16 protein-coding genes, 3 tRNA genes and 1 pseudogene are annotated in these 21302 nt (G+C 61.4%); 4 read left to right on the top strand and 16 right to left on the bottom strand.

Annotation, left to right across the window (positions count from 1 at the left end; all coding sequences use genetic code 11):
* Positions 1-165: 165 nt before the first annotated feature.
* The 6 genes from M0D64_RS14845 to ltrA all read right to left on the bottom strand — a co-directional run bounded on the left by M0D64_RS14845 (position 166) and on the right by ltrA (position 5672).
* Positions 166-239 (bottom strand) — tRNA-Cys (locus M0D64_RS14845).
* 104 nt (positions 240-343) lie between these two features.
* A tRNA-Gly gene (locus M0D64_RS14840) sits at positions 344-419 on the bottom strand.
* A gap of 62 nt (positions 420-481) precedes the next feature.
* Positions 482-557: transfer RNA gene (locus M0D64_RS14835), tRNA-Gly, on the bottom strand.
* Between the two features lie 226 nt (positions 558-783).
* The gene (gene pgsA / locus M0D64_RS14830) at positions 784-1377 is read right to left on the bottom strand and encodes a CDP-diacylglycerol--glycerol-3-phosphate 3-phosphatidyltransferase (protein WP_266258244.1); all 594 of its coding nucleotides are present in this window, start codon (positions 1375-1377) and stop codon (positions 784-786) included.
* Positions 1378-1575: 198 nt separating this feature from the next.
* Positions 1576-3780, bottom strand: coding sequence for an excinuclease ABC subunit UvrC (uvrC, locus tag M0D64_RS14825; RefSeq protein WP_266258243.1), 2205 nt, complete (start codon positions 3778-3780; stop codon positions 1576-1578).
* 191 nt (positions 3781-3971) lie between these two features.
* Positions 3972-5672, bottom strand: coding sequence for a group II intron reverse transcriptase/maturase (gene ltrA / locus M0D64_RS14820; RefSeq protein ID WP_266258242.1), 1701 nt, complete (start codon positions 5670-5672; stop codon positions 3972-3974).
* A 1303-nt stretch (positions 5673-6975) separates the two neighbouring features.
* Here ltrA and earP point away from each other — a divergent pair.
* The 4 genes and pseudogenes from earP (at position 6976) to M0D64_RS14800 (ending at position 10938) form a co-directional block, all read left to right on the top strand.
* Positions 6976-8178 (top strand): elongation factor P maturation arginine rhamnosyltransferase EarP, encoded by a 1203-nt coding sequence (gene earP / locus M0D64_RS14815; RefSeq protein WP_266258241.1) that lies wholly within the window; start codon positions 6976-6978, stop codon positions 8176-8178.
* Positions 8179-8443: 265 nt separating this feature from the next.
* Positions 8444-9001, top strand: a complete 558-nt coding sequence (gene efp / locus M0D64_RS14810) for an elongation factor P (RefSeq protein WP_054036233.1) — start codon at positions 8444-8446, stop codon at positions 8999-9001.
* Positions 9002-9276: 275 nt separating this feature from the next.
* Positions 9277-9453 (top strand): annotated as a pseudogene (locus M0D64_RS14805) (CsbD family protein); the annotation flags it as partial.
* 102 nt (positions 9454-9555) lie between these two features.
* Positions 9556-10938: a sigma-54 dependent transcriptional regulator gene (locus M0D64_RS14800; RefSeq protein WP_266258240.1), complete on the top strand. Its 1383-nt coding sequence runs from the start codon at positions 9556-9558 to the stop codon at positions 10936-10938.
* A 3-nt stretch (positions 10939-10941) separates the two neighbouring features.
* On the opposite strand, the gene nagZ is transcribed toward M0D64_RS14800, so the two are convergent.
* The 10 genes from nagZ to M0D64_RS14750 all read right to left on the bottom strand — a co-directional run bounded on the left by nagZ (position 10942) and on the right by M0D64_RS14750 (position 21270).
* Positions 10942-11970 (bottom strand): beta-N-acetylhexosaminidase, encoded by a 1029-nt coding sequence (gene nagZ / locus M0D64_RS14795; RefSeq protein WP_266258239.1) that lies wholly within the window; start codon positions 11968-11970, stop codon positions 10942-10944.
* 69 nt (positions 11971-12039) lie between these two features.
* Positions 12040-12483, bottom strand: a complete 444-nt coding sequence (gene acpS / locus M0D64_RS14790; protein ID WP_266258237.1) for a holo-ACP synthase — start codon at positions 12481-12483, stop codon at positions 12040-12042.
* Positions 12484-12499: 16 nt separating this feature from the next.
* On the bottom strand, positions 12500-13264 hold the full coding sequence (gene pdxJ, locus M0D64_RS14785; protein ID WP_266258236.1) for a pyridoxine 5'-phosphate synthase: 765 nt from the start codon (positions 13262-13264) through the stop codon (positions 12500-12502).
* Positions 13261-14193, bottom strand: coding sequence for a DNA repair protein RecO (gene recO / locus M0D64_RS14780; RefSeq protein ID WP_266258235.1), 933 nt, complete (start codon positions 14191-14193; stop codon positions 13261-13263). Before recO ends, pdxJ begins: the two co-directional genes overlap by 4 nt.
* On the bottom strand, positions 14180-15079 hold the full coding sequence (gene era / locus M0D64_RS14775; protein ID WP_154560655.1) for a GTPase Era: 900 nt from the start codon (positions 15077-15079) through the stop codon (positions 14180-14182). The genes recO and era overlap by 14 nt, the downstream gene beginning before the upstream one ends.
* A gap of 55 nt (positions 15080-15134) precedes the next feature.
* Entirely contained in the window at positions 15135-16409 is a 1275-nt protein-coding gene (gene rnc / locus M0D64_RS14770; RefSeq protein WP_266258234.1) for a ribonuclease III, read from the bottom strand.
* A gap of 175 nt (positions 16410-16584) precedes the next feature.
* A complete protein-coding gene (gene lepB / locus M0D64_RS14765) occupies positions 16585-17478 on the bottom strand; it encodes a signal peptidase I (protein WP_266258233.1) in 894 nt (297 codons plus the stop codon).
* Between the two features lie 18 nt (positions 17479-17496).
* Positions 17497-19290 (bottom strand): translation elongation factor 4, encoded by a 1794-nt coding sequence (lepA, locus tag M0D64_RS14760; protein WP_154560652.1) that lies wholly within the window; start codon positions 19288-19290, stop codon positions 17497-17499.
* Positions 19291-19483: 193 nt separating this feature from the next.
* Positions 19484-19759 (bottom strand): glutaredoxin family protein, encoded by a 276-nt coding sequence (locus tag M0D64_RS14755; protein ID WP_266258232.1) that lies wholly within the window; start codon positions 19757-19759, stop codon positions 19484-19486.
* Positions 19756-21270, bottom strand: coding sequence for a DegQ family serine endoprotease (locus M0D64_RS14750; protein WP_266258231.1), 1515 nt, complete (start codon positions 21268-21270; stop codon positions 19756-19758). The genes M0D64_RS14755 and M0D64_RS14750 overlap by 4 nt, the downstream gene beginning before the upstream one ends.
* Positions 21271-21302 lie beyond the last annotated feature (32 nt).

The following is a 21302-nucleotide window of genomic DNA, read 5'->3' as shown; positions in this document are numbered from 1 at the left end:
GTCTGCGAACTATAGCGTTGCGCGCAGATGGACATGGACGCAGCGGCGTATCGTAAGCGGCGACCTGAGTACCAAGGCTAAAAGGAGAGACACGAAGTACGAGGTGCACGACGCCGGATAAAAGAAAAGCCCCGACAAGTCGGGGCTTTTCTTTACATCAACTACTGGAGGCGCGAGCCGGAGTCGAACCGGCCTAAACGGCTTTGCAGGCCGCTGCATAACCGCTTTGCTATCGCGCCGCAAGCGGACTGGAACCTAGCTGCAGATTCTCAGATTTGTCTGGTGGGTAACCGTAAGGACTGACCCACCAAACAAAAAGGGAAGCGTTGCTTCCCCTTATGTATGGAGCGGGAGACGAGGCTCGAACTCGCGACCTCAACCTTGGCAAGGTTGCGCTCTACCAACTGAGCTACTCCCGCATTGCCCTACTTCACAACGCCTTGCACTTTTACTTCGCCAAACAACGCGTTGCTTCAAAATTTGGAGCGGGAGACGAGGCTCGAACTCGCGACCTCAACCTTGGCAAGGTTGCGCTCTACCAACTGAGCTACTCCCGCAATGTGCTGCTTTTGCCCTGCTAACTACTGCCTTATTACTGCAACTGCTCTCTTACTGCTGCCGCGCTTCAAACTGCGTGCATCGGAGAAACGAGATTATGGAGAAACGACTGAAACGTGTCAACCCCTTTTGCGAATGTCTTTAACTGAAAAGATTTCACTCACGCTTGCCCGACGTTCGGACACGCTTCAACCGCTCGGGCATCGCGCCCCGAACGTTTTCCAATCAGGCGACGCCACTCCGCTCGCGGATCTGCGGCCACGCGAGTTTCATGTAGTAGAGCATCGACCAGATCGTCAGGAACGCGGCCAGATAGATCAGCCACAGGCCCCACACGCGCGTATCGACAGACACCCCGCCACCGAACGGCAACGGCCCGTAGAACAGCAGCATCGGAATCGCGACCATCTGGCACACCGTCTTGAACTTGCCGAGCGAATTCACCGCGACACTCTTCGATGCGCCGATCTGCGCCATCCACTCACGCAGCGCCGAGATGGCGATCTCGCGTCCGACGATCACTAGCGCGATCGCCGAATCGATCCGCGCCAGTTGCACGAGCACCAGCAGCGCAGCCGTCACCATCAGCTTGTCGGCGACCGGATCGAGAAATGCGCCGAACGCCGAGGTCTGATTCCATTTGCGGGCCAGATAGCCGTCGAACCAGTCGGTGAGTGCCGCCAGAATGAAGATCGTGGCGGCCGCCAGATTGCGGTGTGCCGGGCTCATCATCATGTCGGGCAAATAGAACACGCCGACGACGAGCGGAATCAGGACGATCCGCAGCCAAGTCAGGAAAATCGGGAAATTAAACGGCATGGGCAGGCGCAGCGTCTGACAAGGGAGATGCAATTGTGCCGTGTCACAGGGCCTGCCACAAGCAAAGCGGCACGCTGGGCCTGGCACGTGCAGCGCCGGAGCACCGCTTGCCGGACACTTATCACCCGCTTGCTGAGCGCTTCTGCGCCACCTATCGACCGCTCGCTGCCCCTCCTCGGGCAGCGTGGCGTACCGCAATCAGTGCAACTGCCGATAGATCTGCTCGGCAAGCGCCTGCGAAATTCCTTCGACGCTCGCCAGATCCTCGACGCTGGCCGCGACCACCCCGCGCAGCCCGCCGAAGCGCGCCAACAGCCGCTGACGCCGCTTCGCGCCCACCCCTTCGAGTTCTTCGAGCCGCGAGGTCTGGCGAGTCTTGCCGCGCTTCGCGCGCATACCGGTAATCGCAAAGCGGTGCGCCTCGTCACGAATTTGCGCGACCAGCATCAGCGCAGCGCTTTCCTTGCCGAGTTCGAGCGCCGCGCGGCCGTCCGCGAAAATCAAGGTTTCGAGACCGACCTTGCGTCCTTCGCCCTTCGCGACACCGACCAGCATGCCGGTATCGAGACCCAGTTCGGTGAACACCTGGCGCGCGATTTCAACCTGACCCTTGCCACCGTCGATTAACACGATAGTCGGCAGGATGCCGCCGGCCGCAGCCGGTTCCGCGGCATCCGCTGCGAGTGACGGATCCGCGGCTGCGTCGCTTTGCAATTCGGCGGCTTCGTCCGCGGCGTTCGCAGCCGCCTGCGCAACCATCTTCTCGTAGCGGCGCGTCAGCACCTGGCGCATCGCCGCGTAGTCGTCACCGGGCGTAATGCCGGTGATGTTGTAGCGCCGGTATTCGGACGACTGCATCTTGTGATGGTGATACACCACGCACGATGCCTGCGTCGCCTCGCCCATTGTGTGGCTGATGTCGAAGCACTCGATACGCAGATGCGCGAGATCGTCGTACTCCATGCCGAGCGTGTCCGTGAGCGCGCGCGTACGGGCCTGCTGCGAGCCTTGTTCCGAGAGCAGGCGTGCGAGCGCGAGCCGCGCGTTCTGCTCGGCCATCGCGAGCCATGCGCGCCGTTGACCTTGCGGCTGGCGCAGCACCGTCACTTTATGGCCGGCCTGCTCGATCAGCACATCGACCAGCTCGCGTGTGGACGGCGCATGGCTGACCACGAGCACCGGCGGGACGCGATTGCCGATGTAGTGCTGCGCGATGAACGCCTCCAGCACTTCAGATTCGATGCCGCCGACGGTTGCACGGCCTTTGCGTGGCGCCGAAGGCTCGACTTCGGACTCGGCCGCATCGCCCTCTTCATCTTCGGCCTCGACAGCAGCATCTGCCTCGTCATCATCCTCTTCGGACGGCATCTCCCCGGCGATTGCGAGCGCGTCGGTTGCATCGGACGATGCGCTCACGCTGTTTGCAGCCTCGTCAGACACCAGACCCGCACCGCTCGCGACATCGACCAGCAGTTCATCGTCGCCGCCTTGTTCAAGCCCGCCCTCGCCGACCGTCAACGCGCTTTCCACGTGCGACGGAAAATACGCCTTGTCGCCCAGATGACGTCCGCCGCGCACCATCGCGAGGTTCACGCACACGCGCCCGCCGAGGGCAACCACCGCGAGAATATCCACATCGCTATCGCCGCCGACTTCGATCGCCTGCTGATGCAGCACCGTCGACAGCGAGCTCATCTGATTGCGCACCGCCGCAGCCTGCTCGAACTTCAGTTCGCTCGCGAACGCGTGCATTTTCTGCTCGAGCTCCTTCATCACTTCGCCCTGGCGGCCGAGCAGAAAGCGCGACGCGTTGGCGACATCGCGCGCGTAATCTTCTTCGCTAATCGCCGCGACGCACGGGGCCGTGCAACGGCCGATCTGATGCAGCAGACACGGCCGTGTGCGGTTGTTGAACACGGAATCCTCACACGTACGCAACTGGAAGACGCGTTGCAGGATCTGGATGCTTTCGCGCACCGCCCACGCACTCGGGAACGGCCCGAAGTACTGGTTCTTGCGATCCACCGAGCCGCGGTAGTACGCCATGCGCGGAAACTTGTGACCGGTCAGCTTGAGATAGGGATACGACTTGTCGTCGCGAAACAGGATGTTGTAACGCGGCGCCAGCGCCTTGATCAGGTTGTTTTCGAGCAGCAGCGCTTCGGCCTCGGAACGCGTGACGGTCGTCTCGATGCGCGCAATGCGCGTCACCATCATCGCGATGCGCGGCGACAGTTGGGTCTTCGTGAAGTAGCTCGAGACGCGCTTCTTGAGATCGCGCGCCTTGCCCACGTAAAGCACCGTGCCCTGCGTATCGTAATAGCGATAGACGCCGGGCAGATGCGGCAATTGGGCGAGCACTTTTTTCGGCTCGAAAACGTCGGTTGCTTCAGGTTCGGTCATGCAGAATCGGTTGGCTGGGACAGTGTCGCGAAGCCTCTGCTCACGCGCTGCGCGCTGAGTGGTCACTGAGGCGCGGAACCGCGGGCGAGTGCTTGTCGGGTAGCCCGACTTTCTTGCGAAAGCCGGGCCCCCCGAGAACCGTACGTGCGAGTTTCCCCGCATACGGCTCAAATCTACAAACAAAGTTCTGTCTACGACAGAACCGGCTTAGTTACAACCAGCTTACCAGCGTGCACTTGCTGATGGCAGTGCGGGTGGAGCAGCACCCGGTTGGATAAAGCGTCGGTACCGCCATGCATCCGATATTCCAGATGATGGTCGTGCCAGCCCGATTCGTCCGTTAAGGCACAGCCACAATGCGCGCATAGCCCGCCTTGTGACATATACAGCGTCGCCCACTGCTTTCGGTAGCGCATTTGTTCCCACATGCGCCCCTGCCGCAGGGTTTCGCCATATTGCTCCCATGTCGGATCAAAAGGATTGAACTCGCCCTTGATCCTCGTGTGCCGTTTGATAGCCATACCACTAAGCTGGTATAGCTCATTCAGCCCCCAACTGCCGTCTTCGCGTACCGTACGAACCGCAAACACCCAGTGCCGGGCACCGATAGAGTGAAAGTACTTCTGTTTCACCCACACAGCGCTCTTTTGCGGGTGCCTCCGCTTCGACCACCGCCAGAGCTTCCGAAAAATCAGATGCTCCATGCGGCTGTACGTCTGCTTGGCCGAGACCGGACGGTGGTACTGCGCCCATCCGCGCAACATCGGGTTCAGCAGTTGGATTAGATCCCCCTGCTTTACCGTTTTGTTGCCGCTGATCGTTTCCGCCACCTTGCGATAAAACGCTTGCGCGTTTTTCTTGCTCGGCTTGATGAGCAATTTTCCCGAGTACTTCCGGAAATTCCACCCAAGGAAATCGAAGCCTTCATCAATGTGGGTGATGCGCGTTTTCGCCTCAGACAGTTGCAGGCCCCGAACCGCAAGGAACGCTTCCACCCAAGGCCTGACCACGCTTTCCAGTATCTCTTTCGAGTCACCGGTAATCACGAAGTCATCCGCGTATCGCACCACATTGACCTTCAACTTCTTAGCTTTGACGATCCCGAATTTCGCACCGAGGTGCGCAACCAGTTCACGCTCCAGCCCGTTCAGCGTCACATTCGCCAGCGTCGGGGAGATGATCCCTCCCTGCGGCGTACCGGCCTCAGTCGCCTGTAGCTGACCCTTGTAAATCAGGCCAGCCTTCAACCACTTCCGGAGGATCTCCCTGTCCATGGGGACATGGCTTTCCAGCCAGTCGTGGTTGATGTGGTCAAAGCAGCCTTTGATATCCGCTTCCAGTACCCATCGGGACGAATCCTTCCGGGACGTGCAAGCGCGTACCTGACCCATAGCATCAGCTGTCGAGCGGTTGATCCTGAACCCATATGAATTCGGGTCGCTCGTCGATTCCGACACTGGCTCCAGAGCCAGCAGATACAGAGCCTGCATCGCCCTGTCCCGCATGGTCGGGATGCCCAGAGGGCGCTCCTTTCCATTGGCTTTGGGGATAAAAACTCTCCGTAATGGCAGAGGCTTGTATCCGCGCCGCTTCAACCTGCCGATAGCTTCCCACCGGCTTTCAGGCGAATCCCACAGTTCGCGATCGACTCCAGCCGTTCGCGCCCCCTGGTTCTGCGTAACACGTCGTACCGCATACAGCTTCGCGGATAACGTGCGAGTCAGCATCCGTTGCAGGGCTTTCACCCTGCGCCAGTCACTTTCCCGCGTCGCCTTCGCAATTCGAATCTGCATCCCTCGCACGTTCCGTTCAACCCGACGCCAATCTACGGCGTTCCAGTTGTCCGGCGCGTGGGAAAGCGCAGACCCGGTCTTTCGACCAGATACTTTCATGCTGCTCTCCTACTTGGAAGAAGTCCCCAGGCAGAAGGCGCATCTCCCCCAGAGGGGCAGACACACCCCTCTGGGGAACAACAGACACCTCAATAGGGGCGCGTGCGCCCCTATCTCGGACAAACACCTCAGTACGAGCGCATGCGCTCGCACCTAACCAAGTTACAGAGGGTAGTCAGCCGCCTTGCGACGGTAGACCAGACGGAAGTCTGCCCGCTTTCGCGTGGAGTAATGTCTCAACCCCTATCCGGGCCATTACAGCCCGACATTCGCTTTTTCCGTCCTCCCATACCTGCACAATCAACAGCGTCCCTTACGGTTCGCCTGCCAGCCAAAAGACAGCTGGCAACCATACAGGCTTACCACGTTCCCGGCATGTCACACGACTGACGTAGGTTCTGCCTATCCCCCGGTGGCTTGACAACGACGTAGCCCAAATTCTAAGTGGACTAACCAGCCACGTACCTTTTGGTTAGAGCCCGATGTTCAAGCAGCTTTGGCTCCTCACTGGTAACGAGGTTTATCAGCAGTTCACATACGTTAACCCTATCAGCCAGCCTAGCTCCTCGACCCCTTTGCTGCTAGGAGTGTCCAGACCAATCCCTCGCGGGAAGGGCCTGCCCGAAACATCCGGAGGCTACATTGTCAGAAGAGCTTCACACCCCACCGTTGCCAGTGACGCATGTCTTCTTAGGCTACTGCTGGTCGTACAGCAGGTTCACTATCCTCGCCGTACAACTGACGAGGCCAAACAATGACACACCGAGCTTTCGCTCGTATCGGTTCGCGAATCCATTGCCGCTGACGGCGCAGGAATTACATACATCACTCCACCCTGTCGGCGGAGGTGAAGCCGCTGACGGGGCGGAACCTGACGGTAATCAGGTCAATGCAATGCGAGCTCTCGGAGAATGTGCTCTACCGAGACTCGTATGAACGAGACCCGGCAAACCTCTACCGGCTCTCGCTTCGCTAAAAGAGATACCCCGCTTCTGAGCAGTTGCGTCGAGGGACTCACGCCCCTTCCCGATGCTCCACGTGATATCTTCGCGACCGGTTAGGCTCATACAGACGCCTCCTTTGTCGCTAGTCGATGCCCCTTACGTTGGGGCTACCCGGACACGAGCGTGCGTGTCGCACTAGAATCGCCAGTTTAGAGCATTCCGCGTGCGTTCGAACCCTGCTGCATCGAATGGCGTGATGCACCGGTAGAAGGCGGCGACCGAAGCCGATTGCGGCACCCGCCAGCAAGACCCTGCAGAACCCGACCACGCCACCTGTTCCACTCTGCGACCACGCCACCATGTCCTCCGCTTCCTCCGTTAGGCCCGTTTCCGAACAATCCGCGGCCGCGCCCACAGGGATTGCCTGCGACATCTTCTGCGCGGTGATCGACAATTTCGGCGACATCGGCGTGTGCTGGCGTCTCGCGCGCCAGTTGGCAAGCGAGCACGGCTGGCAGGTGCGTGTGTTCGTCGACGATCTGCATGCGTTCCAGAAACTGTGCCCGTCGCTGGCGCTGGATCGCGCGCGCCAGGCAGTCGGTAGCATCATCGTCGAGCACTGGCACGAGCCGGCCCACGCGGGCGATACGCTCGAAGTGGCTGACGTCGTGATCGAAGCATTCGCCTGCGAGTTGCCGCCGATCTACGTCGCTGCAATGGCGCGGCGCGAGCGCGCGCCGGTCTGGTTCAACCTCGAATATCTGAGCGCCGAGGACTGGGTCGCGGATTTCCATCTGCGGCCGTCGCCGCATCCGCGCTACCCGCTGACCAAGACCTTCTTTTTCCCGGGACTCGGTCCCGGCACCGGCGGCGTACTGAAGGAACGGCCTCTAGACGCCGCACGCGCGGCCTTCGAGGCCTCGCAACCGGAGCGCGCAGCGTGGTGGCTAAAGACCACCGGCCGTGCGCCGCCACCGGCCACGGCCACGGTCGTCTCGCTGTTCGCCTACGAAAACCCCGCCGTCGACAGCCTGCTCGAACAATGGCGCGACAGCGTTGAACCGGTCGTGCTGCTGGTACCGGAAGGCCGTATTTCGGGCGCGGTCGCGCGCTTTTTCGGGCTGCCTGCGTTCGCTGCCGGCTCATATGCCGAGCGCGGCGGCCTCAGCGTTCACGCGCTCGCTTTCACCGAGCAACCGGGTTACGACACGCTGCTGTGGGCCAGCGACGTCAATTTCGTGCGCGGCGAAGATTCGTTCGTGCGCGCCCAATGGGCCGCCAAACCCTTCGTCTGGCACATCTACCCCCAGGCCGACGACGCCCATCTGCCAAAGCTCGACGCCGCGCTCGCCCACTACGCCCGCACCCTGCCCGCCGACACGCGGGACGCCCTCGCGCGCTTCTGGCACGCATGGAACGGCGCGGGCCGGCCGGACTGGGCGGAATTCCGGCGCCACCGCGCGGCGCTGAAGCAGCGCGCGGCCGAATGGGCCGGCGAACTGGCCCAGGTAGGCGACCTCGCCGGAAATCTGGCCTTGTTCGCAAAAAGTCAGTTAAAATAAGCGGTTATCCAACGGCCGACGACGCAAGCGCGGCCCGACCGTGGCGAGGTTTGGCAAACTCGTTTGACCAATTCATCTGGCAGACTCGTCTTGCAAATTCGTCTGGCAAATTCGCCCGGATAACGGGGCCAGACTCAGAGGGCAGACTCAGGGGCTAGACCCACGGGCCAGACCAATTCGCAAGGCAAACCCGGCAGGCCAATCCGCTTGCGCCGTATGCCGTTGAGCAAAAGTTGAAGCTACTAATTTCGTACAGGACAGTTTTATGAAGACCGCACAGGAACTCCGCACCGGCAACGTCGTAATGATCGGCAGCGACGCGATGGTCGTGCAGAAGGCCGAATACAACAAGTCGGGCCGTAACTCCGCCGTCGTGAAGATGAAGTTCAAGAATCTGCTGACCGGCGCAGGCATGGAAAGCGTGTACAAGGCAGACGACAAGTTCGACGTCGTCGTGCTGGAGCGCAAGGAAGTCACGTACTCGTACTTCGCTGACCCGATGTACGTGTTCATGGACGCCGACTACAACCAGTTCGAAGTCGAAGGCGAAATGATGGGCGACGCCCTCCATTACCTCGAAGACGGCATGGCTTGCGAAGTCGTGTTCTACAACGAGAAAGCCATTTCGGTCGAACTGCCGACCACGCTGGTCCGTGAAATCATCTACACGGAACCGGCAGTCAAGGGCGATACGTCGTCGGGCAAGGTGCTGAAAAACGCCAAGCTGACCACCGGTTTTGAACTGCAAGTGCCGCTCTTCTGCAACATCGGCGACAAGATCGAAATCGACACGCGTACGCACGAGTACCGCAGCCGCGCCTAAGCGCCTGCAGCCTGCGCTGGAGCAAGTCCGGCGCGGCGAAAAATAATTGGCAAAAAAAGCGCCCGCTTTGGGCGCTTTTTCTTTTTTGCGCCGCCGTGTATGGTTGTGGAAATCTTTACCGGCCCTTTCTCAAAAATGCCTGTCGGTTGCTCTTCTCTTCCTGCCTTGCGTCAAACAAACCATTGATAAGCTTAAGTAATTGGCCGTGGCACAGTCCATGCTTCTCTCCGATACAGGCTGGTTAGGCTTGATTTCCTCAACTCCGGAGATGCGACATGAATCACGACATCGCTGAAGGCAAGTGGAAGCAAATGGTCGGTAAGGCCAAAACAGCATGGGGTGAATTGACGGACGACGAACTGACCAAGGCAGAAGGCCGCGTCGACAAACTGACCGGGCTGATCCAGCAACGCTACGCCAAGACCCGCCAGCAGGCGGAGCTTGAGGTACGGCATTCGACCGGCAGTACCGGCCAGCCATCGCGCCCGTGTCGCGCGCCAGAGTACCGGCGCGGCGTATCGGGTATTCCGTCCATCTAAAAAATAGCGCTCGCCATGCCACACGCCCTGATTGTTGAAGACGATCCCAATAGCCTGTCAGGCCTGTCCGCCATCCTCGCCGCCGACGGCTTCTCCGTCGACACCGCGACCACCATCGCCGAGGCCCGGGCGGCACTGACGCGCTTCATCCCCGATGTCGTGCTGGTCGACCTGAATCTGCCGGACGGCAGCGGGCTCGACGTGTTGCAGCACCTGCCCGCGCATCCACCCGGCGGCGCCCTGCCCGTGATCGTGATGACCGGCAACGCGACGGTCGAGAGCGCGATCGAGGGTCTGCGGCACGGCATCTGGGACTATCTGCTCAAACCGGTCAATATCCCGCGTCTGCGCAGTCTGCTCGCCCGGATTCCGCGTCCGTACGAGCTGACCGAAGAAGTCCAGACGTTGCGCGCGTCGTTACGCCGGCTCGGTCGTTTCGGCTCGTTACTCGGTCGCAGCGGTGCAATCCAGCATGTCTACGACACAATCGAACATATCGCGCCGACCGAAGCCGCCGTGCTGATTTCCGGTGAAGCCGGCACGGGCAAGCAGATTGCCGCACGCACGCTGCACGACATGAGCCGGCGCCGCAAAGGACCGTTCATCACATTCGACTGCCGGACGGCGGGCAGCGTCGCGGCGCACCGCTCGCTCGAGAGCCTGCTGTTCGGCCACGAGCGCGGTGCGTTCAGCGGTGCCGAGCAGCGCGAGCCGGGCCTGTTCGAGCAGGCCAGTGGCGGCACGCTGTTCATCGACGAAATCGCCGAACTGCCGCGCGCCCAGCAGGAAGCGCTGCTGCGCGCACTCGATTCGCAGACCTTCATGCGTGTCGGTGGCACGAATCAGGTGGCGACCGACTTCCGGCTGATCGCCTCGACGCGCAAAAACCCGCGCGCGGCGGTCGCAGACGGCAGCCTGCACGAAGATCTCGCGCTGCGTCTCGAAGCGGCCGCGATATCACTGCCGCCGTTGCGCGAGCGCGGTGACGATCCAACGCTGATCGCGCAAGCTGTCGTCGACGAGTTAAATCACGAAGCGATCGCGCGCGGCACCTCGGAAACGGCCAAGCAGGTCGGACCGAACTTCCTGCGCGAGTGCCTCTCGTACGAGTGGCCAGGTAATGTGCGTGAGTTGCAGGATCGCGTGCGCCGCGCGTATCACGCATCGGGCGACGTCCTGGAAACGTTGCGCGCCGATGAAGCGGGTTCGGTAAACGGGCGCGATCTGAACGGTAGCCGCGTGCAGGTCACCGTCGGCACCCCCCTCGCGGACGTCGAGGAAATGCTGATTCGCGCAACGCTCGATGCGGTCGGCGGCACGCGCCATCGCGCCGCATCGCTGCTGGGGATCAGTCCGAAGACGCTATACAACAAGCTGCAACGGATGCGCTTGAACTGACTCTCACGCAAATGCACTGCGCAATAAAGTTTGCGCTTGCAGATACTGTGGCTCGGCGACCAGCTTGCTCCACTTGAGCGCCTTGCCGCGCGGCCGCATGCGCTTGAGCCGCTGCTGCGACTCCTTCGACGGTGTGAAGTGCAGCGCGTCCAGCACCTTCTCCGCTTCGTCCGGCTGATTGCAGATCAGCACCATGTCGCAGCCGGCCTGCAGCGCGGCGGCCGCGCCTTCCGTCAGCGTGCCGCCCTGGCGCGCGGCTTCCATCGAAAGATCGTCGCTGAAGACCGCGCCTTCAAAACGCAATTTTTTGCGCAGGATGTCCTGCAGCCAGACGCGCGAAAAACCCGCCGGCTTCGAGTCAACCTGCGGATAGACCACATGGGCGGGCAGCACGGCCCCGAGTGACACATCGAGCCAGTCGTACGGCGCCGCGTCCTCGCGCAGGATCTCGTCGAGCGAGCGGTCGTCGACCGGCATCGCGACGTGGGAGTCCGCGTGCGCGAAGCCATGTCCAGGAAAATGTTTGCCGCAATTGCTCATGCCGGCCAACGCAAGGCCGTGACTGAGGCTCTTCGCCAGCAAGGTCACGACGCGCGGATCGCGATGGAACGAGCGATCGCCGATCACCTGCGACTGACCGTAGTTCAGATCGAGTACCGGCGTAAAACTCATATCGATGCCGCACGCGCGCAACTCAGACGCGAGGATGTAGCCGACCGCAGTCGTCACCTTCGTGGCGTGCAGCACGTCGCTGTCCCACAGCGTGCCGAGCTTGCCCATCGCCGGCAGCACCGTGAAGCCGTCGGTGCGAAAGCGCTGCACGCGGCCGCCTTCGTGGTCGACGGCAATCAGCAGATCGTCGCGAAGCGCGCGGATCGAATCGGTCAGCGCGATCAGTTGCGCGCGGCTCTCGTAGTGCCGGGTGAACAGGATCACGCCGCCGGTCATCGGATGGGCAAGGCGGCGTTTGTCGTCGTGGTTCAGCGTTGTGCCGACCACGTCGAGCATTACCGGTCCGGGAGTGAGTTTCATCGAATTCCGCTAGAAAAAAGCTTGAGGCAAAGAGAGACACGGCCGACGTGCGCCGCGTTCAGAATATTTTTATTCGTCGCTGGCGGGTGCGTGGGGGGAGTCCGGCCCTCGCGCCACTTCCCCGGTTTCCGCAATCACAAACGACACCGCGTAATCGCGTTCGTCGCTGATCGTCACGCGCGCCGTGATGCCGCGCGCGTCGAGCCATTCGGCCAGTTCGCCCGACGCAACCACCATCGGTTCGCCGCTCGGTTTATTAAGCGTTTGCAGCGCGCGCCAGGTCATCGGCCAGCGCATGCCGAGACCGATCGCTTTCGAAAAGGCTTCTTTGGCCGAAAACCGCGTGGCAAGAAATGCGAGCCCACGCGCCGCGGACCGTGCGTGACGCGCGTGATACACGCGCAGCTCGTCCGGGCCGAGCACCTTCTCGGCGAAGCGGCCCTTGGTGCGTGTCATTACCGCGGCCACGCGGCTGACCTGAACGATATCCGTACCAATGCCGTAGATCGTCATGTTCGGCGCCGCGGCGTTACGCGCTTGCGCCGAGACGGGCGGCGACCATGATCGCCTTCATCTCGCGCACGGCGTTGTCCCAGCCGGCGAAGATCGCATGCGCGACGATCGCGTGGCCGATATTGAGTTCGACGATGCCTTCGATCGCGGCGATCTGCTGAACGTTGGTGTAGTGCAGGCCGTGACCCGCATTGACCTTGATGCCGAGCGTCGCGCCGAATTCGACGGCACGCACCACGCGCTCATATTCGCGCTGCTGTTCGGCGGGATCGTGCGCTTCGGCATAGCGGCCCGTGTGCAGCTCGATCACCGGTGCGCCCGCTTCGTGCGCGGCGCGGATTTGCGTTTCGTCCGGATCGATGAAGAGCGACACGCGCGAGTTCGCTTCGGCAAGTTGCTTGCATGCGGCGCGCACGGCTTCGAACTGGCCGGCGACGTCGAGCCCGCCTTCAGTCGTCAGTTCCTGACGCTTTTCCGGCACGAGGCAAACATCGTGCGGTTGCACTTCACAGGCGATGTCGAGCATCTCCTGCGTAACCGCGCATTCCAGATTCATGCGCGTTTTCAAGACCGGCCGCAGCTTGCGCACGTCGGCGTCGACGATATGGCGGCGGTCTTCACGCAGATGCAGCGTGATCACATCGGCGCCCGCCTCTTCGGCCATCAACGCGGCGCGGATCGGATCGGGGTAAGACGTGCCGCGCGCGTTGCGCAGCGTGGCGACGTGATCGATGTTCACGCCCAGGTCAATCACATTCGGCGACGTAAGAAAGAAGCTCATAAGTTCTGCAAGTCGATCAGTATCTGGCGCGTCGCGAGCGGCGTGCCGCCAAGGTAGGTGTTGAGCAGAAAGCGCATCAGCGTTTTGCTTTGCGCCACCGTCTGCGCTCGATGGTAATCGTCCTTTTCCATATCGAGCAAGGTCTGTCCGGCGATCACCGGCCATTGCGCCGGCAGATCGTCGGACGCTTCGCGCACGCCGCGCTCCGGGTCGAACACGTAGCGGCCTTCGGCCTGCACCGCTTTGCGCGCGACGGTGCGATCGAGCGCCATCGCATAACCGGTTTCGCGCAGCAGCACGCGTTCGAACGAACGCAGCACCTGCACGGGCGGTTCGTCATGCGCGAGGCGCGTCATCGTGACGACGTAGTGATGAAACAGTTGCGGATGCGGGTCTTCGCGTGCGCAGAATTTGACCAGCAGTTCGTTGACATAGAAACCGCAGAGCAGCGCGTCGCCCGCCAAAGGCAACATGCCGCCGACCCATTCGGCGCCGGTCAGCGTGCGCACTTCGGATTTGCCGGACCACGACAAGGCGAGCGGCTGGAACGTCTGCAGCACGCCGCGCAAAGCGGAGTGCGGACGTTTCGCGCCCTTTGCGACGAGCGCAAGACGGCCGTGATCGCGCGACAGTACGTCGATGATCAGACTGGTCTCACGATACGGATAGCTGTGCAGGACAAAAGCGGGTTGCTCAGCGATCCGGTAATCGGATGCGGAGGTGCGAGGCGCGCGGCGCGCCGGCGCTTTGCGCGGCTCGCTTTCGGTGCCTTGAGCACCGCTTTGAGCACTCTGAGCGCCTTTGGCACTCGATGAGGATTTCTTGGTACTGCGAGCCGGTTTGGACGGCTCGCGTGCCGGCGCTGCCGGCGCCGAGTCGTCCGGGTCAGCGTCGGAATTCAGCGTCATCCACGCGTCATTCGTACCCATACGCACGGAGTCCGGCTTCGTTGTCAGCCCAGCCGCTCTTCACCTTGATGAAGGTTTCCAGATACACGGGCCCGTCGAACAGCTTTTCCATATCAAGGCGCGCTTCGGTGCTGATCTGCTTCAGCTTGGCGCCCTTCTGGCCGATGATCATTGCTTTTTGCGTATCGCGCTCCACCAGGATGGTCGCGAAAATGCGGCGCAGACGCCCTTCGGTTTCGAACTTGTCGATCAGCACGGTGCTCGTGTACGGCAGTTCGTCGCCGGTCCAGCGGAACACTTTTTCGCGCAGGATTTCGGCGGCAAGAAAGCGCTCGCTACGATCGGTCAGATCGTCTTCGCCGTAGATCGGTGCGCCTTCCGGCAGGAACGGCTTGATCGTCGCCAGCAAACGCTTGATGTCGTCCGGATTTTTCGCCGACAGCGGCACGATCTCGTTGAACTGACGCAGCGCACTCACCTGCTGCATGAACGGATACAGCGAGTCCTTATCCGACACGCGATCGAGCTTGTTCGCGATCAGCAGCGTGGGTACCGACGGCGGAATCAGGTCGAGCACCTTCTGGTCATCCGGGCCGAAGCGGCCGGCTTCGATCACGAACAGAATCGCGTCCACCGAACTCAGCGTGGATGTGACCGCGCGGTTGAGCGAACGGTTCAGCGCGCCGCTGTGTTTGGTCTGGAAACCCGGCGTGTCGACGAAGATGTACTGTGCGTCTTCAAACGTATGAATGCCGGTGATGCGGTGGCGCGTGGTCTGCGCCTTGCGCGACGTGATACTGACTTTCTGGCCGACCAGCGCATTCATCAGCGTGGACTTGCCGACGTTCGGGCGGCCGACGATCGCGACCATGCCGCAGCGAAAACCAGTGGGAGTGGGAGCGTTCATATTCGGGCTACGGCAGGTTCAGATCGACGCGCGAGGAATGGCGCGCCGATGGCAATCAATGGCCCGCATCGGCGACGCGGGTTTGCACCGCGTCGGCTACGCCGGGTTCGTGTTCGATAGGTGCCGGCACGCCAGGCGCGGGCACGGCTGCGCCGGGTGTGGCTTCACGGCTGCGATGTTTGTCGGCGCTGCGGACGGCGGCTTCTGGCTTGGCTTCGGCGGGCTTTGCTTCAGCGGGCTTTGCTTCAGCAGCCTTCACGTCTACCGGTTTTGGGTCCGCGGGCTTCGCGGCTTCCGATTTGATCTCAGCAGATTTGGCGTCCAGCTTGTCGGCCGGCTTATCCGTCGCTACTTTGTCAGCAGACCTGTCGGATCTCTCAGCGCGCTCCGACTTGTCCTGTCCGCTGTACTCCACGTGCGCGGCGCGAATCACAGCCAGCGGCGCGGACGTCGCCGTCAGGGTCGGCCGTTCGGCTGCCGACTCCGTCGCTGGCGGGGTGCGTGTTTCACCCCGCCCAGCCCCGCGTTCGCTCTTGCGATCCGGACTGCGCAAGTCGAGCGCGGCCTGTACACCGGTCACGCCGGGCACGATCTCCTGCTCGGCATTCTTCGCCGCACGGGCGCCCTTTGAACGCTTTGGCTTGGCGACCACGGCAGGCGCGGCGGCCATGACTTCGTCAAGCGCCTTCTTGGCCGCGGCCTGCTCGGCCGCACGACGACTCGCGCCGGAGCCGGACACCTTGACGTCCAGCTTCGGCACCGTGCATTCGACTTCAAATTGCTGATTGTGCGCCGCACCATGCGTCGCGACGACCGTGTAGGTAGGCAACGCGATCTTGTGGCCCTGCAGGTATTCCTGCAGCAGCGTCTTGGCGTCCTTGCCGAGCGTGCGTGGGTCGATGTGATCGAGAATCGGCACGTAAAGGCGCTTGATGACCGTCTGGGCGGCATCGAACCCGCCGTCTAGGAACACCGCGCCCAGCACGGCTTCGAGCGTGTCGGCCAGGATCGACGGACGGCGGAAGCCACCGCTGCGCAGTTCGCCCTCACCGAGACGCAGGCCTTCCGAGATATTGAGGGCCTGAGCGATTTCGTAAAGCGACTGCTGTTTGACCAGATTGGCACGGACGCGCGACAGGTCGCCTTCGTCCAATTTGCCGAAACGTTGGAACAAAAGCGCAGCCACCGCGCAATTCAGAACGGAGTCGCCGAGAAACTCGAGCCGTTCGTTGTGCGTGGAGCTATGACTGCGGTGCGTTAAAGCCTGGCGCAACAATTCCGCATTGCGAAATTCGTAGCGCAGACGGCTTTCCAACGGAGATAGGGGCATGGGCAGAGTATAACGCGGGCGCCTGCCCCGGCGAAAACGCGGGACGGCCAGCGGAAAAAGCGTGGTGAAGCGACGTTACTGCGGATTCTTAAAGTAGCGTGATAACACGCCGCGACTGATGTGGCCTAAGTGTGGGCCACCTGCGCGGCGTGTTGTGCGATCAAGGCATGCGTGCTCAGTGGAATGAGCCGATGCGTTTCAGATCGCTGAAGTTCATCCAGATGAAAAACGCGCGGCCGACGATATTCTTATCCGGCGCGAAACCCCAATAACGGCTGTCCGCGCTGTTATCGCGGTTGTCGCCCATCATGAAGTAATTGCCAGGCGGCACTTTGCAGATCACGCCGCGTGCGTTGTACGTGCAGTTATCGCGATACGGATAATCTTCCGCGCCGACGATGAACGGAGGCACGGCCGGATTGTTCAGAATCGCGTTCTTGCGGCCACCGAGATTTTCTTCGAATTGCTTTGCGTAGCCGAGACGCTCTTCGTCAAGGTAGTCAGGCAGCGGCGTTTCCGGCACGGGCTTGCCGTTGATCGTCAGTTGCTTGTCCTGATAAGCAACGGTGTCACCCGGCAGGCCGATCACGCGCTTGATGTAGTCGACCGATTCGTCTTTCGGGTAGCGGAACACCACCACGTCGCCGCGTTCGAGCGGACGGCCTTCGGTGATCTTCGTGTTGGTGATCGGCAGACGGATGCCGTAGTCGAATTTATTGACGAGGATGAAGTCGCCCACCAGCAACGTCGGCACCATCGAACCCGACGGAATCTTGAACGGCTCGACCACGAACGAGCGCACAACGAACACCACCAGAATCACCGGGAAAAAGCTCGCCGAATACTCGAGCCACCACGGTTGACGCAGCTTGTCGTCACGCAGACGGGCACGCGTTTGCGCCGCGTTTTCGTCGGCGAAACGCTCGCCGACGCGCGCCTGCTGGCGGTCGAACTCAGCGACCACGGCTTCCGCCGCGCGCCGCCGTTGCGGCATGAAAACCAGTTTGTCTGCGACCCATGCGACGCCCGTCAAAATGACGAGCACAAAAAGAATCAGCGCAAAATTCATAGGGTTCCGTTGTTCGTCTTATTTGTCTTCGACACGCAGAATCGCGAGGAAAGCCTCTTGCGGAATCTCGACGGACCCGACCTGCTTCATTCGCTTCTTGCCTGCCTTTTGTTTCTCAAGCAGTTTCTTCTTACGGGAAATGTCACCGCCGTAGCATTTTGCCAGCACGTTCTTACGCAAGGCTTTAATGTTCTCGCGCGCAATAATGTTCGAACCGATGGTGGCCTGAATCGCCACGTCGTACATCTGGCGCGGAATCAGTTCGCGCATTTTCGCCGCGACTTCACGGCCGCGATACTGGCTCTGCGAACGGTGCACGATCACGGACAAGGCATCCACCTTGTCGCCGTTGATCAGCATGTCGACCTTCACAACGTCTGCCGCGCGATATTCCTTGAACTCGTAATCCATCGACGCGTAGCCGCGCGAGATCGACTTCAGACGATCGAAGAAATCGAGCACGACTTCACCCATCGGGATTTCGTAGGTCAACTGCACCTGACGGCCGTGGTACTGCATGTTGATCTGGTTGCCGCGCTTTTGCGTGCACAGCGTGATCACCGCGCCGACATAGTCTTGCGGCATGTACAGGTTGACGGTGACGATCGGCTCGCGCACCTCTTCGATCTTCGAGGGCTCCGGCATCTTGGCCGGGTTTTCGACCATGAGGATCGTGCCGTCGCGCTGCAGAACTTCGTACACCACGGTCGGCGCCGTGGTGATCAGGTCCATGTCGAACTCGCGCTCCAGACGTTCCTGCACGATCTCCATGTGCAGCAGGCCAAGGAAGCCGCAGCGGAAACCGAAGCCGAGCGCCTGCGACACTTCCGGCTCGTACATCAGCGAGGCGTCGTTCAGCTTCAGCTTTTCCAGCGAGTCGCGCAGCGCGTCGTACTGGTTCGCTTCGACCGGATAGAGACCGGCGAACACCTGCGGCTTCACTTCCTTGAAGCCCGGCAGCGGTTCGGCAGCAGGACGATTCACCAGCGTGACGGTGTCGCCCACTTTCGCGGCAGCCAGTTCCTTGATGCCGGCGATGATGAAGCCCACCTGCCCCGCGGACAGCGATTCGAGGTTCTTCGACTTCGGCGTGAACACGCCGATATGCTCGACCGGATACTGCGCGCCGGTCGCCATCATGCGGATCTTGTCTTTCGGACGCAGCGTGCCGTTGACGATACGCACCAGCATCACGACGCCAACGTAGTTGTCGAACCACGAGTCGATGATCAGCGCCTGCAGCGGTGCTTCCGGATCGCCCTTGGGCGGCGGCACTTTAGCGACCAGCGCTTCGAGCACATCTTCCACGCCGAGGCCGGTCTTCGCGCTGCAACGTGTCGCGTCGGTCGCGTCGATACCGATCACGTCTTCGATTTCTTCGATCGCGTTCTCGGGATTCGCGGCCGGCAGGTCAATCTTGTTGAGCACCGGAATGACGTCGACGCCAAGCTCGATCGCCGTGTAGCAATTGGCGACGGTTTGCGCTTCCACGCCCTGGCTTGCGTCGACGACCAGCAACGCGCCTTCACATGCGGACAGCGAGCGACTGACTTCGTACGAGAAGTCGACGTGGCCCGGCGTGTCGATCATGTTCAGGTTGTAGATCTGCCCGTCACGGGCCTTATACGTCAGTGCGGCGGTTTGTGCCTTGATGGTGATACCGCGCTCGCGCTCGAGATCCATCGAGTCGAGCACTTGAGATTCCATCTCGCGGTCGGACAAGCCACCGCAGATCTGGATGATGCGATCGGCGAGCGTCGACTTGCCATGGTCGATGTGCGCAATGATCGAAAAGTTACGAATATGATCCATTCAGTACCGATCAAGCGAAAAAGGCGCGCTCGGACAATAGCGGAGCACGCCTTGTAAGTAGGTGAAAAACCTATCTATTTTAGCCGAAAAGGCTATCGCCCGGCGCATCTTGCAAGGCTCGGGCGGAAAAGACGGCTCATGAGAGACGTGAAACGGGGTGTGAACAGCGCACGTTCGCGCCTGTTTCGGACCCTTAACTGGATCCCGAATGAGTCACTGCAACGCGTGCAGCAAGCGCGGCACGAACCCGCGCCACGTCAAGGTGATAGTGACACAGTTCGACGCCGTCACAGACCAGAACCGGAACCAGCTCGTTATAACGGGCTTCCAGCAAAGGATCCGTGTCGACGTCGATCACGACGACTTGCGCAGCGAATTCGGCCAGCAACGGCTCCAGCGCGGCGCGCATGTCGTCGCATAAGTGGCACCACGCGCGCCCGTAGAGCGTGAGCGGCGCCGTTGACTTCATTTCTGCGCGCTGCGCGGGCGAATCGGCACGAACTGCGTGTTCTCGCCGCGACGGACCAGCAACGCAACCATCTTCTGCGAGTCGAGGTGCGCGGTCAGCTCGTCGAACTGCTTCGCGCTCGTGATATCCGTATCACCCACACGCAGGACGATGTCGCCCTTTTGCAATCCAACGCGCACGGCCGGTCCGTCTACCGCGTCGATCTGCACACCGTTGTGCAGCTTCAGCGCCTTCATCTGGTCGGCAGGGATATCGCTAACGGCAAGACCCAACACGTTCGTGGCGCGCTGCTTCGGCACCGGCGGCTTTTTATCATCCGCCTTGGTGGTCTTGTCCGGCTGCATCTCGGTAATCGTGACCGGCAGATCGCGCGTCTGACCCTTGCGCCAGATCGTGATGGTCGACTTGGTGCCCGGCTTCGTATCGCCAACCATACGCGGCAAGTCCGTTGCCGTGTCGACCGAATGGCCATTGAACTTCAGGATGATGTCACCCGGCTGCACGCCGGCTTTGTCTGCCGGGCCACCCGGTTCGACGCTGCTAACCAGCGCGCCCTGCGCCTTCGGCAGACCGAGCGAATCGGCAACATCTTTCGTCACTTCACCGATCGCCACCGCGATCCGGCCGCGCACGACCTTGCCCGATGCCTTCAACTGATCGGCCACGCGCATGGCCTCGTCGATCGGAATCGCGAACGAGATGCCCATGAAGCCGCCGGTACGGCTGTAAATCTGCGAATTGATACCGATCACTTCGCCCTGCATATTGATCAGCGGACCGCCCGAATTACCTGGATTGACGGCCACGTCGGTCTGGATGAACGGCAGATAATCGCCCGTATCGCGCCCCTTGGCGCTAACGATACCGGCCGTCACCGTGTTCTCGAGACCGAACGGCGAACCGATCGCGACCACCCACTCGCCCACCCGCACCTTGTTCGAGTCACCAATCGTGATGGTCGGCAAGTTGGCCGCACTGATCTTCACGACGGCAACATCGGTCCGATCGTCCACGCCGATCAGCTTGGCCTTGAACTCGCGTTTGTCGGTGAGGGTGACGTAAATGGTGTCCGCGTCGTCCACGACGTGTGCGTTGGTCATCACGTAGCCGTCCGCCGACAGAATGAAGCCTGAGCCGACGCCACTGTTCTGTTCGGGATCGCTGTTATCCGGCGAGTCCTGATTGCCGCCACTGCCGCTGCCACCGTTATCGCCACCGCGTGGCGAACCAGGCGATTGCGGCGACTGCGGCAACGGGATGCCGAAGAAGCGCCGGAAAAACTCCGACATGTCTCCGTCGTCCATGCCTGGCGGCAACCCGCCACGGGCACCGCTGCTCGACACGCGCGTGGTCGTGCGAATATTGACGACTGCCGGGCCGACCTTGTCGACGAGGTCAGTGAAGTCGGGCAGATTGGCTGCGGGAGCGGCCGATGCCGTGTGCGGCACGAGCGGCAAACACGCCGCTACCACCGCGGCCGCGAGGAATTTGCGCACCGAGAAAGTCGTCATATCGTAGCAAGCCGAGGGATTCGAGTGATTCG

Origin of the sequence: Paraburkholderia sp. WS6 (assembly GCF_030464835.1) — a bacterium.
Taxonomy (GTDB): Bacteria; Pseudomonadota; Gammaproteobacteria; order Burkholderiales; family Burkholderiaceae; genus Paraburkholderia; species Paraburkholderia madseniana.
The sequence above is the reverse complement of the archived record's forward strand: the minus strand, read 5'-3'. Positions and strand labels throughout refer to the sequence as shown.